The sequence below is a fragment of the Geobacter metallireducens GS-15 genome, from assembly GCF_000012925.1.
GTDB classification, from domain to species: Bacteria; Desulfobacterota; Desulfuromonadia; order Geobacterales; family Geobacteraceae; genus Geobacter; species Geobacter metallireducens.
In genome coordinates, this window is the sequence record NC_007517.1 from 619,354 (window position 1) to 636,127 (window position 16,774).

Sequence of the window (16,774 nt, forward strand, 5' to 3'; positions counted from 1 at the left end):
GCGATGAAACGGTTTCTGCTCTCACGTACTACCATCCTCGCTCTCTTTGCGCTGATCCTTGGCGCGATAGTGCTGTCCTATTTTGTTCCGCAACACATGGGAGTGCCTTCCCGCGCTCTCGATAAGTGGCGGGAGTCCCATGGGCCGCTGCTTGCGGCGGTCGATTTCCTGGGACTGCACCATATGTTCACGACCCCGTGGTTTGCCACCCTACTTGCGTTTTTTCTGGCTTCCCTTTCCCTGTCAACGTATCAGCAGTACCGTTTGGCAAAAGAGCGGACTTTTCGGGTAGGGCTTCCTGGCGAAGGCTGGATCTCCCTGCCGGAAACAGCGATGGAATCGGCGGTGATTCTGCGGAAATTCGGATATGTGCGGATTGGCAACCAGGGAGAAGTGTCCCGGCATGTCAAACACCCCTGGGGGTATTGGGGCAACTTTCTGCTGCACGTCGGCATTGTGCTCGTGGTGGCCTCGTCGCTGGTTATCCTGGTAACCCAGCATCGTGGGCTTCTCAATCTTGAGAGGGGCGAAACCGTTTATCCCGGTACGCCATGGGCCGTTGAGGAAAATGGTCTGTTTGTCGGAAAGTTTGTGCTTCCGGCAGCCGTCCGGCTTGAGTCCCACGATCCGGTATTCTGGGATAACGGCGAGATCAAGTTGATTGAATCTACCGTTGCGTTCCTGTATCCGGACCGGCCCGTGGAACGCGCTACACTCGGAATCAATCAGCCTGCCTGGCTCGGCGGCGTCAAGATCTACCAGAGTCACAGGTTCGGCAGCGACTTCTATGCTGAGTTTGCCGATAGAGACGGCAAGAAAGTTGTGCTCATACTTCCCCTGCAAATCCCACCGCGGCTCGACGAGGCAGGCTATGGAGATTTTCAGTTCAACGTGATGCCCTTTCAGATCAAGGCAAAATATTATGCCGATGCTGCCCGGAAGGATATGCTGAGCGGCAATCCGCTGCTCGTCCTCCGGTTGTACGATGGTGCCGCGCTCTTGGGAGAACTTCCGCTCCGGATTGGCGAAAGCGGCGTTCTCGGGAACTACCATGTCCGGTTACTCAAAGCCGTGCCATGGAACGGGTTGATACTTGTCTCGATGAGCGGTATGCCAGGCATATTTTTCGGTTTTTTCATTATTGTATGTGGCTGTTCCCTCAATTACTTCGTCGTGCCGCGGGAGGTGTGGGTGAGGGAGGGATCACAAACAGCGGTTTCCTGGCGGGCTGCACGCTTTGCCGAATTCTACCGTGACGAATATGACGAGCTTGTGGCGGCCTTGGGCGCTATGCACGAGCAAGCCGAAGCCGGGCCGGTTCAGTGAATTGGATTACGTCTTCACAAGAGGGCTTGAACGAAGGGAACGGTTGCCATGTTCAATGGGAATGATCCGGTTATCATAGATGTTTCAGTCCACTGGATTGCGGTTATTGTGTACGTGCTGGCCACAATCAGCAATGTTTGGGGTGTGGTGTTCACGAAGAAAAAGGCTGTGCAATGGAGCTACTTCCTGGCATACCTGGGTCTCGCTATCCACGGGCTTGTCCTGCTTTACCGGTGGGTGATAACCGGCCATGGCCCGTATATGGCCCGGTACGAAATCCTTTCTTCAAATGCGTGGGTGCTCCTGGTGCTGTTTCTTGTGTTCGGCAAGGTTTATCCAAAGATCAAGCCGGCAAGCATCGTCGTTTTCCCGGCAACATTTCTTCTCATTGCCCTGGGCCTTTTCTTCAACCCCGAGATGACCAGGATGCCCCCCAGCATGCGGAGCATCTGGCTTGTTCTGCATGTCTTATTTTACAAGATTTCAGTGGCAACCATTCTTGTCGCACTGGCATTTTCCCTGGTCCTGATCCTGAAAACCAGAACCTCGTACACATGGCTGGAACGGCTTCCATCCATCGAAGTCGTTGACGTCTACGCCTACCGTTTTGCCGGATTCAGCTTTGTGTTCTGGGCCATTGCCATGCTTGCCGGTTCCATATGGGCCTATCAGCTATGGGGGAGATTCTGGGGGTGGGATCCCGTGGAAACCTGGTCACTCATCACGTGGGGGGCATTTGGCATGTATCTTCACCTGCGCAGGTTTTTCGGCTGGAAAGGGGAGCGGGCAGCCTACTTTTACCTGCTCTGCACGTTCGTATCGATTGTGGCGCTCTATTTTACGCCCTTGCTGGAGACATCCATCCATTCGGAGTATTTCAGGTGATACGGAAAATTCTCGTATTCGCGCTATTGTGTCTCTTGTCTGCCGGTTGTGGCCGTGACAGTGCCGATGTGGCGCAGATCAAGAGGGGTATTGCCCGTTACAACCAGCTTCTTGTCGAAGGATACAAGGGGTTGAACATGAACTACCTTCAGGAGGTCGCAACCCCTGAACTGGCTACCAAGGCCTATTATCACATGTCTGCCATTGGTGAGGGGAAACTTCGGATGGAATCAGCCCTGAAAGAGCTCACATTCAACAGGATTGAATTGCGCCGAAAGGATGAGGCCATTGTGGAAACCCGCGAAGTGTGGGACTTCAGATATGTGGAGATGAAAACCGGCAAAACGTATTACGAGGAAAAGGATTTTGTCTACGAGATGGGGTATACCCTGAAGAAACACGCAGAAAAATGGACCATAACCCACATAACAACCATTTCAGGGAAAACCGGTACAACGACCGTGCCCTGGCCGGAAATCAAGAGAAACAAAGACATGACTCCCCTGAAGTGAGTGAGCCGCTCCCTGAGCTGAACACCTAGTTCGGTAGTTTCATGCCGTATCCCCTTCGTTCTCCCCAGCTTCCCCAGCAGTTTCAGCTGTTAATTCCCTTCATGCTCTGACGGTACCCTGGACAAGAGGGCCGGGGTCTCCCCGGCGCATGTCCCTGTTTCATGGATTCAAACAGTAATCGGCAGTCGGGCTCGGTCAAATGACGTAGTTTTTGTTCCCTTGTCCGTTATTTTGACATGATTGAGCGGGTTCTGTGTCGAAAGGCCGACGCGCTGCCGGTTCCCTTACGGCAGGCTTGGGCGGACAAGTTTCCCGCGAATGTGCGATCCGGGGGAGGAAGAGCGTCGATATGATTCTACGGCGATTCGGTGTGGTTAATGTGTTCTGTTAAAGTTTATTAGGGAGCAGTTTTTGCATTCATTAAAAACCGGTCGATGCATCATCTCGTGCCGCTTGCTGAGAGGAATCGCCATCTCGTGGCAGGAAAGACGAAGCAACGACATGCATCTGGAGTCGGTGGAGGCATGATATGAAGTCGATGATAGCGGCAACAGCCGCTGTGCTTTCTGTGGTGTTTCTGGCGGTAACGGGTGCCAGTGCCTCCATTCAGTGCTATGACTGCCATGGCACAACTGCAACTGCGGACATCCGCCCCAACGATACCGCATACCGCAATATCACTACCGGTGCCTTCAAGGGGAGCCACCAGACCCACATGGCACCGGGCGCGACGGTCACAAGCTGCACCCCCTGCCACGGGGGGAGGGTCACGAGCTACACCACGAGCCACCGCGAGGGCTTCATCAACCTCACGAGCAACGTCAACGGTTCACCGGCCACAGGGGTTTACAGCCGCGGCACCCTCTTTGCGCAGAGCTCGGATCCAACCCTCGGGACCTGCTCCAATGTCAACTGCCACTTCGAGACGGTTACCCCCACTTGGGCCTTAACCCCGCTCTCAGCCCCGGCCGACTGCAACAAATGCCACGGCGCAGCCCCTGCCGACGGGAGCCATCCCGCCACATCGGGCAGTGGCAAGAAGCATGGCGACTACTACGGCCTCACCACCAGTTCCTGCGCCAGGTGCCACCCCGACCATACCCTTGAGGCGCGGCCCTTCGACCATGCCACCAGCGCCGGCAACCGCGGACTCATCGTGCAATTCACGACGGCGCCCAACAACGGTTTCGGCCGTTATACCGGCAACGTGAGGTACCCCAACTATCTGCCGAGCCAGAACCCGTCCCGCAACGGCACCTGCAGAAACCTTTACTGCCACAGCCCCGGCAACAAGGCGAGCAGCTTCGATCTTCCCAACAACAGCGCCACCTGGGGCGGTTCTCTCAGCTGCAAGGGGTGCCACAAAGCGGATATCGCTTCAGGCGATGCCATTACGAGCGGCAGCCACCAGGGCCACGTCAACGGCCAAGGCATCGGCTATACCCAGATCAAGTGCGTCAAGTGCCATGGGGCCACCGTCAACTCCAGCATGACGATCGTCAATACCGGCAACCATGTGAACGGACAGGTAACGATCGCCTTCGACAACACCTCTTCTGCCGCCGGCGGCACCTATAACGGCCAGCCTGCCAAGCCGGCAACCCCGTCCACCAAGGCCCCCGGCTCCACCTACGGCAGCTGCCAGAACGTCTACTGCCACTCCACCGGCCAGACCGATGGCGGCACCTGGCCTCCCCTCTACACCACTCCCACCTGGGGGAGCGGCGCCACCGGCAAATGCGGCACCTGCCACGGCACCACCGGCAGCGACACCCACGGCGGCTTTCCCGGCACCATGATCCAGCGGAGGATCTCCTCCGGCAGTCACAAGAAGCACCTGAGCCGGGTCTACGGCCTGACCGATCTGGACATGAGGTGCGCCATCTGCCACGCCTACGACAAGACCGCCTTCACCAGCAACCTCACCACCTGCGGCCCGGTCTGCCATGTCGCCAGCATGCCGCAGAAGCACGCCAACTACGAGATCAACGTCAACATCGCCAACTACTTCGGCGCCACCGCCACCTACAACGGCTCCACCACGCCGGGGGCGGGCTACAGCAGCTGCTCCAGCGTCTACTGCCACTCCGACGGCAAGGCAACCCCCACGACCTATGCCACCCCCACCTGGGGCAACGCCGCCAGCGGCGCCTGCGGCACCTGCCACGGCGTCACCGCCGCTGCGCCGCCGGCCTCAACCCCCCACACGAAACACGTGGGGAGCGCCTATCCCTACCGCTTTGCCTGCGCCGAATGCCACAGCGGCAAAGTTCAGGTGACCGCCAACGCCACCATCGCCCCGGCCTTCGCCAACTCAACCAGCCACGTGAACAAGACGCGGGACGTGAAGTTCGACCCCACCAACCCCTTCGGGACCTACTCCTCGGCCGCCACCACGTGCCGCAACCTCTACTGCCATTCCACCGGCAACACCAGTGTTGCTGCGGCCAACCTCCCCGGAGTCTACGGCGGGAGCGTCTACGCGCGGCAGGGGTGGACAGGAAGCGTCACCTGCACCTCGTGCCACGGCCGCTCCACCACCAACGGCATGCCCGACTACACCAACGCCGGCGCGCCGGGATCGGCCACGGCCAACAGCCATCCGAAGCATGTCACGAGCAGCACCATCGCCTGTAACGAGTGCCACGAGAAGACCACCAAGAACAACACGAGCATCCGCCCGACTACGCCGAGCTACCACGTTGCGGGCACTCCCAGCGTCTTCTTCAACCTCTCCGGCGCCAACAAGAACGGGACGTACAACGGCACCGTGGGGCAGAAGACCTGCACCAACATCTACTGTCACAGCAACGGGTCCGGGACCTACCAGTCTCCCGCCCCGCAGTGGGGTAACAGTTACAACTGCGGCTCCTGCCATCCCATCGCCAGTCTCAGTGCCACCCACGCCAAGCATATCGATGTAACGGTGACGCCGACCTTCTACACCTTTACGGCCAACCGCTCATCGGGCGACGATACGACCGGCAAGTACTACTTCGGCTGCTCCAACTGCCATCCCCTGGACGCCGTCAATCACGCCAACGGCAGCATCACCCTGGATTTGCGTCCTGCCGTCGGCGGTGTGAGCACGCTCCGTTCGAAAAACAGTGCCGCCATAACCGCTTTCGGCACCGCCGGAACAGCCAACAGCGGCACGATCGGCACCAGCAAATCCTCGGTCAAGTGCCTGAATATCTACTGCCACAGTAACGGCTATGCAGCGAACCCTGTCTACGCCACAACACCGGACTGGTACGGCGGGAGCTTTACCGACCGGTGCGCCAGCTGCCACGGCAACTCCCCCAACAGCACCATCAACGGCTCGCCGGCCCACTACAACACCAATTTTGTCGGCACGGGGGTCAGCAACGGCCATGTGGTGGGGATCCATTCCGACGACATCTTTACCGGAACAAGCGGTCTCGCCACCGCCGGAACCGGCGCCACCAACAGCCACGGCAACAGCGCATACTCGACCACCATCAACTGCAACGTCTGCCACAACCTGACGGTCACCAGCGCCCGGAACGATTCGAACGTAGTCTGCAAGACCTGCCACTACAGCGGCAATACCGTCGGCGCCCTTGTCGGCAACAGCGCCGCCATCGCCAACAAGGCTCTCCATGTGAGCGGGCAGGTGAATGTCTCCTTCGCGGCAGTCGCCGTAAAATCGAAGGCCGAGGTGAGGACCGCCAGCGCGGTCGTGCAGCCCTACAAGACCACCTGGAACCGGGTCGGAACCTACAAGAGCTCCGGCTCGTACGATCAGGCCGCCAATGCGCTCAACACGGCCTCCATGTGGAACGGGGCCACCAAGACCTGTTCGAACATCGCCTGTCACAACGGGCAGCCTGTCACCTGGACTTCCACCGGTGGCGCCACCGGTTGCCAGAGTTGCCACCCGGCTTTGTAGTTGACGCATAAAACGAATGAATGATAATTATTTTCGACTGTTGAAGCAGATACAAGGAGTCGACAGATGCATGCACTCAAGCCAAGGGGCAGTACCCGCAATGGGTGGTGGGGAAAAGTAATTCTCGTTGTCGCACTCCTGTTGGGCGCGGGTTTTGTTCTGTTCCATCATGGGGGGAGGCTGTCTCTTGCCGCTACATCGGGTCCGAATGCTGTTGCGACCGGAACGACATCCGGCTGGACGGGTGCGACGAACATTTACACACAGAACAGCACCTATGCGACCTACGCCGGATCCTCCAGCACGGCATACCTGCTTGGTACCAATTACGGTTTTGCCATCCCGACCGGATCGACGATCAATGGCATTACTGTCGATATCTGGGGGTTCAACAGCAACACGACTACCGCTAACCGCATGATCAAGATTTCGCTCACCAAGACCGGCAACTCCACGGTGGCGGGTACCACGAAGACAGGCGTCACGCTTCCGACCGCCAACGGCCAGGTGACCCAGGGGGGCGCCGCCGACCTCTGGGGAACCACTTGGACGGCCGCTGATGTCAACAGTGCGAACTTTGGCGTCATCATCGCAGACAATGATACGACTATCGGCGGCACGCTCAGTATTGACTACGTGCGGGTCACCGTCACCTACACCCCGCCGACGACGCTCGGCAACGGTGCCACCGGCACGAACGCCACCGTCTGCCCCGGTGATGCCTTGCAGAAACTCGACGGTTTCTCTTTCACGACCGCCACCGGGACCGACAGTATTACCGCCCTCACCGTCACGACCACCAACGGCACTGCCATCGCCGGCATGTCGATCTGGGACGAGGCGGGGACTACCCAGTATTTCACCACCGTGAACAACCCGGGAACCAACACCTGGAGTTTCAGCGGCGGTACGCCGATCCCCGTTGACACGACCGTCAAGAACTACAAGGTTCTGGTAACGTACAAGGATCACCCCACCGCTCCGGCGGGTTCAACCGCCACCACGGCCGCCGTCACCGCCTTCACCCCTTCGACCGGGGTGGCGGCCGGCACGGATACGGCGGACACGACACTCACCCTCGACAATGTCCCCGGCACTGCAGCCGTGTGGGGGACAAACACCGGCGGCGTCGCATCGGTGACCCTCAACTGGACCCTCGGCGCTGCAGGAGAGAACGTGGTAATAGTCCGGTATGGGGCGAACACCGACACCACCATGCCCGTTGATGGCACTTCCTATACCGTGGGCTCTTCGTTCGGGACCGGCGGGACGGTAGCCTACGCCGGATCGGGTGTTACCGCCACCGACACTGTCCAGGCCGGGACGTATTACTACCGCATCTTCGAATACGATGGCTGCTTCAACTATGCGGCCACCGCCCCATGGTCCACCGCCGTCACGGCCACACCGCAGAACAAGACGGTCGCCGGCTCCGCCTCCGCCATGTGGGCATCCCCCACCAGCATTTCGGTCATGGTCGGCTATACGAATGACGACAACAGCAACAACAACATCACCATCGAGTACAGCAGCGTTTCCGCGTCCACCGGTTTCGTCACGGCGGTGACCACGCCGACCCACCCGGCCGTCCCCTACCAGTACACCATAGCCGGCCTAACCACCGGCAGCACCTATTGGGTCAGGGTCACCTGGAACGACGTGGATGGTGTGCTCGGCACGAGCCCCACGGTGCTTCCCTCCATCGTCCTCACCCAGTACAGTCCGCTCCTGCACAACAGTGCCATCCTCGGATCGAACAAATGGCCGAGCGGCTGGGGGGTGACCGGCGGCAAGTACGGCGCCTTTTCCTGCACCACCTGCCACACCATGAAGTCGGCCAACATCAAGCGGGTCCGAACCTCCATAACCGCTCCCTTCGGCAACTGGAGTTCCTCCGGTACCCCGAGCGTCTCCGTCAGCTTCACGAACCTCACGAGCATGGGGCATGACGACGACAATCACACCACTTCCAACCGGGTATGCGAGGTCTGCCACAACAGGAACAAGTACCACAACTACAACACCACCAAGAACACCGGCGGAAAGAGCCACAACAACGGCATTGACTGCGTCGGCTGCCATTCTCATAATATTGCCTTCAAAGGGGAGGAATCCAAGGGGGGCAAAGCCTGCACCAACTGCCACAACAGCGGCAAGTTCGCCTCTGCCCTCAAGGGATCGAACGGGTACCACCACTATCTGCAGAACACCGACAGCATCACGTACGGCACCATCGCGCAGCCCGCCCTGACGGGAGGGGCCACCGACACCAACCGCAGCTGTCTCATGTGCCACGTGGACCACGACATCTTCCGCCCCGACATCAACCTGAACGCCGGCAGCGGTCGGGCCAAGAACCTCCGCGCCGACATATCGACGACCCCGACCGCCGCCGATACGACCAGTTACGCCAACACCGACTTCATTCCCGATGCCACGAAGAACGGCGGTATCTGCATCTCCTGCCACCGGACTGCGCAGACGAACCTCGGCTACACCCAGCCGGACGGCTCCCAGAGAAAGCCGGCGATCCCCTATCCTGATACCGTTCAGAATCAGATCTTCGTCTACATGAGCTCGGCCCACAACTACACGGTAAGCTCCACCTTCTCCGGAACCGGCACCAACTCATTTGTCGCCAACTGCTCGAAGTGCCACAACGACACTCTGAACCCGAAATCCGGCTACAATGCCCAGGGGACCTCACGGATCAAGTTCGGCAACCATACCAGCTCTATCCCCCAGATGCTGACCACCTTCGGCGCCCCGGTCACCTCGTCCCAGAAGGCCGATTACTGCTTCAAGTGCCACGGCAACGTGGCCCCCTTCAGCACGACGACCCCGAACATCAACGTGTATCTGTCAACGCCGCGGTACGATTGGTACAGCACTTCGCTCATGACCGCCCGGACCAAGAACATCGCCGCCGACTTCAACGACGCGGCCCTGACCCACAAACACCAGGTCCAGCTTGCCGCCTATGTTGACAAACACCATGCCGGCGAGACCAGGGCCGAGCTCTCCGCCAACAAGCACGTCACCTGCGACGACTGCCACAACCACCATGGTTCCAAGAAGGGGCTTCATATCCAGGCCGGTCCCCGCAATCTCTCGCCCGCCCTGAAAGGGGCCATGGGGGTCACCCCCCCCACCTGGAACGCGTGGTCCACGGCCCGGGCCGCCGGCACCACGGTAGTCTGGCCGGATGCCCTGGTCCCGGCCTCGGAGGAGTGGCAGATCTGCTTCAAGTGCCACAGCAGCTACAACACCAACCAGGCCGGGTGGGTCGGCACCAATTACGGCGGCGCCGACCTGGCGATCCAGCTGAACCCCACCTACAAGTCGGGCCATGCCATCATCGGCAACTCCCGGGTGCCGGCGGATTCGCCGTCCAACTTCGCCGCCGGGACCCCCTGGAACAAGAACAGCATCATGACCTGCACCGATTGCCACGTGAACAGCAACACCGGTGCGAACGACCCGAAGGGAGGGCATGCCTCCGCGAACCCCTACATGCTCCGGGGGAACTACCAGCCGACCCTGGCCTCGACGGTCGACATGGCCAACCATGGCCCGGCCGAGATGTGCGGCCTCTGCCACAATCCGTTGTCGTACGGCATTTCTTCCGCGGACCCCACTGGCACCCAGGGTTCCAGCGGTTACAGTTCCGGCACCAATAACCTGCACCTGGAGCACGCTTTCCGGCAGGGGATCAGCGGGTACAAGTGCTCCATGTGCCATGCGGCCAATATCCACGGTTCTCCCCGACAGTCGATGTTCGTCCTTAAAACGGACCCGGCGCCGTACATGGTCGGCTCGGACCATGTGGGCAGCTTTACCCGCAAGGCGAACAAGACCTACAACGGCTCCGAATGCAAGGGTGGGATCGGAGCCTGCAGTGCTGGCATTCACACCCCCTGATGCATCCGATGCCATATCGAAGAGGTAGGACTTGATGAAGAAGACACTCTGCGCTATCGCCATGTTGTCATACTGTCTTGTCATGATGCCTGCGGCGGCATCAGCGGCCTGTACCGCCATCGACAAGGTTCCCTTTACGGTTCGGAAGCAGGGGGACTACTGTCTCACAAGAGACGTTTCACTGCACGACGGGGCGGTCGGGATTCTCGTGGAAGCCGATCAGACCGTCATCGACCTGGGGGGGCACCGGCTTCAGGGGACGGGCGGCGAGGGGAGCTACGGCATCCGCTCTGAAAAGGGAGTAACACTCCGCAATGGGACCATCAGCGGCTTCAATATCGGCATCGCCGGCGGGTCCGGTTCGCTCATTGAGAACCTGTGGATCGAGAAGAGCACCCGGACGGGAATCTTGGTGAACGGCGCCGGGAGCGTTGTCCGCAACAACATCGTAACCGATGCACGCGCCGCTTTCGAGGCCTATGGCATCGTGGCGATGGGGGGTAAGAACCGTATCCTCGACAACAGGATCACGGAGATGAAGGGGGCTTCCGGCGGGCGGGGATTCGGGATTCGGGTCTATGCCGCCGGCGGGAACGTCATCGAAGGGAACCAGATCGGCAACGCTTCCTTCATCCCCAACACCTTCGGAATCGTCGTCTCCGGGGCGGAATCCCGTAACAACGCCCTGAATGCCAACAGCATAACCAACGTGGAAAACGGCATCGTCTATGACCGCGGCGGAAGCGGCACCAACCGCGGCAACCGCACCACCGGTGTCCGCAACCGGTACGTCGGCGGCACCGACGGGGGCGGGAACGATTAGGCACATTGGCATATCGGCAGGACCGCAACCCGGTGAGGGTAACCTCTCCGGGTTTTCCCGTCGAAAGGAAACCCTGGTTCAATGACGGGTAACGATCTCATGCAACGCCTGGCTTCGCGGCGTGTTTCCCTGACGCTTATCCTGATGCTCCTCTGCATATGCGTCATCGGCGCATTGGTCCCCCAGAAGTCGACCCTGGAGCCGGAGAGCTATGCCGCATGGGTCGCAGCCGGAGGGGTCCACGATCTCTGGCTGAAGCTCGGATTTACCCGCATTTTTTCAACCTGGTATTTTCTCGCGGTCATGATCCTCTTCTTCGCCAGCACCCTCGCTGCGACGATAATACGCGCCCGGGGCCTGCTGAGACGGGAGAAGCCGGAGCCGAGCGCCGCAGCCATGGTGGGGGAGCCCTTTTCGACAACGGTTTCCGGCGTACCGCTGGAAAAGTTGAAATTGCGGGTTTCGGGCTTTTCCTGGCACGAAGGGCTCTGTGCTGACGGCAGATACCTTGCCGGCACACGCTTCGGGATCGCACGGTGGTCCGTCGTGTCGCTCCACCTGTCGTTGCTGTTGCTCATCCTCGGCGTTCTCGCGAGCCACGCCACCTATTTTCGCGGCTATATGAAGCTGGGAGTGGGGCAGAGTGAACAACTCGACGAATCGGGCTTTTTCCAGCAGGACAGGGGGATGTTTGCCCCGGCTCTCCCGCAAGGGCTCAAGATCACGCTTCTTTCCTTCGATAACCGGTATCGGGAAGCGGGTTATCTCCCCGACATTGCGGCGGATTTTCTGCTGGAAGGCGCAGCCGGAGGCCCCCTCAGGACGAGGCTCCTCCGCTCCGGGATGGTATCCTATGGTGGGCTCGACCTCTATCTCTCCGTCCGTCGTGGCTTCGGGGTCATCCTCCACACGGTGCGCCGGGACGGTGGGCGGGCATCGGGCTACGTTAATTTCAACTTTCCCGAGGGGGGGAAAACTCCCCGGGTCCAAGCCGAAATACCCGGTTCCAATGCGCAGGTTGACGTTGAGTTCCTCTCCCGCAACCGCAGGTACGACGACTTGGCCGGGATTGCAGCACCGGCAATCCGGATGAGATTCATGCGAAACGGAGGCGTCGTTGCCGAGCGCCTCCTTCGTCCCGGTGAGGGAACGGTAGTGGAAGGGATCAGCTATACGTTCGGGAAGATAGACTACTGGTGCGACATCGCCGCCACGCGTGATCCCGGCATTTATCTCATTTACGCCGGCTTTGCCGCCGCCGCCCTGACCCTGGTCCTTTTTGCGTTCTTTCCGACCGCGGAAATCCGGCTTCTGGGGGCAGGGGGGACGGACTCCGTTCATGTCGCTGTCCGGTGCGAGCGGTTCAGGTCGGTGGCCGAGCGGATCCTCGAACAAATCACGGAGGAAAGAACCTGATGGACGTCATTTTTTTCTGGATAGCGACAACACTTTATGCCCTGTCGGCGGTGCTGTACCTGATCCACTTCATCTTCGACAAAAAGTGGGGCGAGAAGGGGGCGGCGGCGCTGGCGGCAGGGGGGATCGTGCCCCACGTGGCTGCCGTCGCCATGCGCTGGGTGCAGGCCGGACACGGTCCCTACATCACCCGTTACGAGGTTTTTTCATCCGATGCGCTCATCGCGGTTGCAGTCTTCCTCGCGGCCGGCCTTTTGTACCGGAAGATCAGGGTCGCGGGGGCGATCGTCATGAGCGGAGCCTTTCTGATGATGGGATACGGTGCCCTGTCGGTGGATACCAAGGCTGCGGCGCCGATCACCTTCAAGAGTTGGTGGTTGGTCATCCACATCCTGTTCGGCAAGGTTATCACCGGAGCCATGCTGATTGCGGGGGCGCTTGCCGTCTTCTATCTCTTGAAGAGCAAACGGCCCGAACGCTGGCCAAGACTTCCTGACGTGGCCTCGCTCGACGACCTCTCGTACCGCTTTCTGTCACTGGGCTTCTGCGCTCTGGGGCTGATGATCGTCGCCGGTTCCATCTGGGCCAACAGCGCATGGGGGCGATACTGGGGGTGGGATCCCATCGAAACGTGGTCTCTCATCTCCTGGATAACCGTCGGCGCCATACTCCACCTGCGTCGTCTCCACGGGTGGCGTGGCAGAAGGATGGCCTGGCTCACCATTGCGGCACTTCTTCTCGCCATATTCACCGCCTTCCTTATCACCATTGTCAGCCCCGGCATTCACAGCAGTTACATGGTCAAATAGTGTATTCACCCAGCGTTGGCACGTGGGAAGCTTTACAATGTGCCATCCGATCGTCGGTTGTAAGGGTCGCGGAAAGGTGTGCCACGGCCGTTCGGCAGATGTTTTAAGTTCATAATAGTTGAGTATATTCTTTCTTTTCCCGCGTCCTCTCCACCGTCAATAACAATTTCTGTTCCTCCCTCATTTCAATATGAAAAATTTATTATATTAATGTTGTTAAATGGTTGTGCACTGGCGCCGCTTTTCCCTGATATTGGTACCGCTCTTGCTGTCAGGTAATTGGACGTTACCGCTCCGGCGGTTTATGTGTAGGGTGCTGGAGGTATAACCGTAAGCATCCAAGCGTGTTAACCTGTGATGGGCTGTAAATGGATTCCAGTCTTTGAGGCCGAATTAACAGTGGTTTGACAGGCTGGTGTCATAATTTTGCTTTTTTTGAACGTCTGGACGTTGTTGTGCTCATCATGATTTGACGTGGGGGAAGTCATGGGTACGGAGAATAGAACGAAACGAACCTCTGGTGCAGTACCAGTGCTGGTTGCCTTTGCGGCTTCGATGGCGCTGGTACTCTTCGTTTTGTGCGGTACGACCCCTGTCCACGCTGGAACCATCACCAGCTGTTCCGGCTGTCACGGCATGCCGCCGGCGGACGCCGCCTTCCGCAACATCTCCACCGGCGGCTTTGCCGGCAATCACGGTACCCATCTCGGCGCTTCCGCCAGTGCCGGCGACTGTACCAGGTGCCACAATAATTCCGGTTATCTCAACAGCCACCGGGACGGCAAAATTCAGCTGGCGTCCAATATCAATACCTCGCCGGCTCCCGGCGGCGGCCTGTACAAGGTATCCGGATCGGCAGTCACCTTCTGGAACCAGACGTCCATTCCGGTCCCCGGGTCATGCAGCAACGTCAACTGCCACTTCGAGGCGGCAACTCCCCTGTGGGGCTCCACGGCGTTCACCTCTCCGGCCGATTGCAATAAATGTCACGGCGCCCCGCCAAGTGGCGGAACATCGGGCGCGGCCGGCAGCCACTCCCGGCACGACCAGTACTATGCCGGTGTCGCCAACTGCCAGAAGTGCCATTCAAACAATACGACCTTCCAGCATGCCACCAGCGCCGGGCATCGCAATCTGAACATCAGCTTCGCCGCCGCCCCCAACAACGGCAGCGGCGTCTATTCCGGCCCCCTCAATGATTACCTGCCGAGCCAGATCAATGGGTTCGGCACCTGCACCAGCCTCTACTGCCACAGTAACGGCCAGAAAAGCATGGGCAACTTCTCCACCGTCACCGTACCGACCTGGGGAACCCCCCTGCCGGCCAACTGCACGGGGTGCCACAGGTCCAACAACGCCTCCGGCAACGCCATGGCCACCGGCAGCCATAAACGGCACGTGGGTACTGATTCGCAAGGTTATTCAAACAACATAGCCTGTGCAAAGTGCCATGCCGCCACGGTCAACGGCACCATGGCCATTGCGGACACCACCGTCCACGTCAACGCCAAGGTTAATATCAAGTTCAACAGCCTCACCACTGCCGTCAACGGCACCTATGGGGGCCAGGCGACCCCCTATGCCAAGGATCCTGGCACCGCTTACGGCCAGTGCAACAATGTCTACTGCCATTCGAACGTCCAGAACGACGGCGGGGTCGGCATAACCTACCGGCAGCCCACGTGGGGCAATGGGGCGAGCGGCACCTGCGGCACCTGTCACGGCGGCGGCAACCACTTTATGGAGGCTGATATTGCGACCGGCAGCCATACCAAGCATCTGTCATCGACAGCGACTCCCTATACCATGGCGACACGCTGCATAGTCTGTCACAACGTCGGCGGATTGCCGTTCAACGGCAGCTGCAACAATTCGTGCCATAGCGGGCTATCGCGGCACACTGACGGGAAGATAGACCTTGCGTTCCCGTCCAATTTCGGTGCTACGGCGGCCTACAACGGCACCCCGAGGCCGGGCAACGGCTACAGCACCTGCTCCAACGTCAACTGCCACTACAGCACCACCACCCCGACCTGGGGAACGTCGACCCCCATCGGCTGCCTCGGCTGCCACACCCTTGCCGTGCTGCGGGCCAGCGGCGCCCATGCCAAGCATATCAGCGCCACCGCCTCGCCGACCATGTACAACTACACCGCCAACCGCTCCACGGCGACGGAATACGACTTCGGCTGCTCCAACTGCCATCCTGTCACCGCAACGGGCAATCACTACAATTCGGTCATCAACGTGACCCTCAAGAAGGATGAGGCCGGGGTGGGCTCCCTGCGCGCCAAAAACAGTGCCACGGCGGTCGGCGTCAACGTCGCCAACAGCGGCATCACCGGCACAACCAAAGTCAGCATCAGGTGCTCGATGGCCTACTGCCACAGCAACGGCAACGCCGCCGGCCTGGTCTACGCCACCACGCCGGACTGGTACGGCGGCAGCTTCACCGGCGACCGCTGCGCCAACTGCCACGGCAACGCCCCCAACACCACCATTGCCGGTTCCAAGTCCCACTACAACAACCGCTTCCTCGGCTACACCAGCAACCCGGGGGGGCACCAGATTGCAATCCATGCCATGGGGATCTACAGCAGCCCGAGCGGCCTGGCCAAGGCGGGCACCGGCAATGACAGCAGCCACGGCAATGCCGCCACATCAACAACCATCGGCTGCAATATCTGCCACTACCTGACGGTCACCACCGCCCGCAACGATGACAACTTTGTCTGCAAAACCTGCCACTATGCCGGCAATACCGTGGGCGCCCTGGCCGGAAACCCGGCCGCCATCGCCGACCGGTCGAAGCACGTCAACGGAACGGCCGATGTGGCGTTCCAGCCGGTTACCGTGCTTTCCAAGGCGCAGATGCGGCAGATCTACTTCACGTCATACAGCGGCACCTTCAAGCGCAACGGCGTGTACAAGACCTCCGGCGCGTACGACTCCGCCAAGGCAGCGCTCAACACGGCAACCATGTGGGACGGCGGCAGCAAGACCTGCTCCAATGTCGCCTGCCATAACAGCCAGAGCGTGAAATGGACCGATAATGACGGCGCGACAACGTGTGTCAATTGCCATAACGCCATGTAACCGGTAAGGTATGCGCTTCGTACAGGGGGGAGGTGTTTTTGCCCCTGTACGTCGTAACAAAGTAACGGACTTT

General features: G+C 59.8%; 9 protein-coding genes. All 9 read left to right on the forward strand.

The window, feature by feature from the left end; translation table 11 throughout:
- Window positions 1–3 precede the first annotated feature (3 nt).
- The 9 genes from GMET_RS02855 (at window position 4) to GMET_RS02895 (ending at window position 16,701) form a co-directional block, all read left to right on the forward strand.
- Complete coding sequence (locus GMET_RS02855; RefSeq protein WP_004512269.1) at window positions 4–1,326, forward strand: cytochrome c biogenesis protein ResB; 1,323 nt, start codon at window positions 4–6, stop codon at window positions 1,324–1,326.
- 48 nt (window positions 1,327–1,374) lie between these two features.
- Window positions 1,375–2,211 carry a cytochrome c biogenesis protein gene (locus GMET_RS02860; protein WP_004512270.1) on the forward strand — a complete coding sequence of 279 codons (837 nt, stop codon included), beginning with the start codon at window positions 1,375–1,377 and terminating at the stop codon, window positions 2,209–2,211.
- A gap of 68 nt (window positions 2,212–2,279) precedes the next feature.
- Complete coding sequence (locus GMET_RS02865; RefSeq protein ID WP_238378968.1) at window positions 2,280–2,723, forward strand: hypothetical protein; 444 nt, start codon at window positions 2,280–2,282, stop codon at window positions 2,721–2,723.
- A gap of 529 nt (window positions 2,724–3,252) precedes the next feature.
- Window positions 3,253–6,636, forward strand: a complete 3,384-nt coding sequence (locus GMET_RS02870; RefSeq protein ID WP_004512272.1) for a CxxxxCH/CxxCH domain c-type cytochrome — start codon at window positions 3,253–3,255, stop codon at window positions 6,634–6,636.
- Window positions 6,637–6,702: 66 nt separating this feature from the next.
- Window positions 6,703–10,557 carry a cytochrome c gene (locus tag GMET_RS02875; protein WP_011365688.1) on the forward strand — a complete coding sequence of 1,285 codons (3,855 nt, stop codon included), beginning with the start codon at window positions 6,703–6,705 and terminating at the stop codon, window positions 10,555–10,557.
- Between the two features lie 34 nt (window positions 10,558–10,591).
- Complete coding sequence (locus tag GMET_RS02880; RefSeq protein ID WP_004512275.1) at window positions 10,592–11,380, forward strand: NosD domain-containing protein; 789 nt, start codon at window positions 10,592–10,594, stop codon at window positions 11,378–11,380.
- Window positions 11,381–11,461: 81 nt separating this feature from the next.
- Window positions 11,462–12,796, forward strand: coding sequence for a cytochrome c biogenesis protein ResB (locus tag GMET_RS02885; RefSeq protein ID WP_004512276.1), 1,335 nt, complete (start codon window positions 11,462–11,464; stop codon window positions 12,794–12,796).
- Window positions 12,796–13,605 (forward strand): cytochrome c biogenesis protein, encoded by an 810-nt coding sequence (locus GMET_RS02890; RefSeq protein ID WP_004512277.1) that lies wholly within the window; start codon window positions 12,796–12,798, stop codon window positions 13,603–13,605. Before GMET_RS02885 ends, GMET_RS02890 begins: the two co-directional genes overlap by 1 nt.
- Before the next feature lie 486 nt (window positions 13,606–14,091).
- On the forward strand, window positions 14,092–16,701 hold the full coding sequence (locus GMET_RS02895) for a CxxxxCH/CxxCH domain c-type cytochrome (protein ID WP_004512278.1): 2,610 nt from the start codon (window positions 14,092–14,094) through the stop codon (window positions 16,699–16,701).
- Window positions 16,702–16,774: the final 73 nt, after the last annotated feature.

Coding starts and splice junctions, on each gene's coding strand:
- GMET_RS02890 (WP_004512277.1), top strand. CDS start 12,796: ATGGACGTCATTTTTTTCTGGATAGCGACAACACTTTATGCCCTGTCG.
- GMET_RS02860 (WP_004512270.1), top strand. CDS start 1,375: ATGTTCAATGGGAATGATCCGGTTATCATAGATGTTTCAGTCCACTGG.
- GMET_RS02855 (WP_004512269.1), top strand. CDS start 4: ATGAAACGGTTTCTGCTCTCACGTACTACCATCCTCGCTCTCTTTGCG.
- GMET_RS02895 (WP_004512278.1), top strand. CDS start 14,092: ATGGGTACGGAGAATAGAACGAAACGAACCTCTGGTGCAGTACCAGTG.
- GMET_RS02880 (WP_004512275.1), top strand. CDS start 10,592: ATGAAGAAGACACTCTGCGCTATCGCCATGTTGTCATACTGTCTTGTC.
- GMET_RS02885 (WP_004512276.1), top strand. CDS start 11,462: ATGACGGGTAACGATCTCATGCAACGCCTGGCTTCGCGGCGTGTTTCC.
- GMET_RS02875 (WP_011365688.1), top strand. CDS start 6,703: ATGCATGCACTCAAGCCAAGGGGCAGTACCCGCAATGGGTGGTGGGGA.
- GMET_RS02870 (WP_004512272.1), top strand. CDS start 3,253: ATGAAGTCGATGATAGCGGCAACAGCCGCTGTGCTTTCTGTGGTGTTT.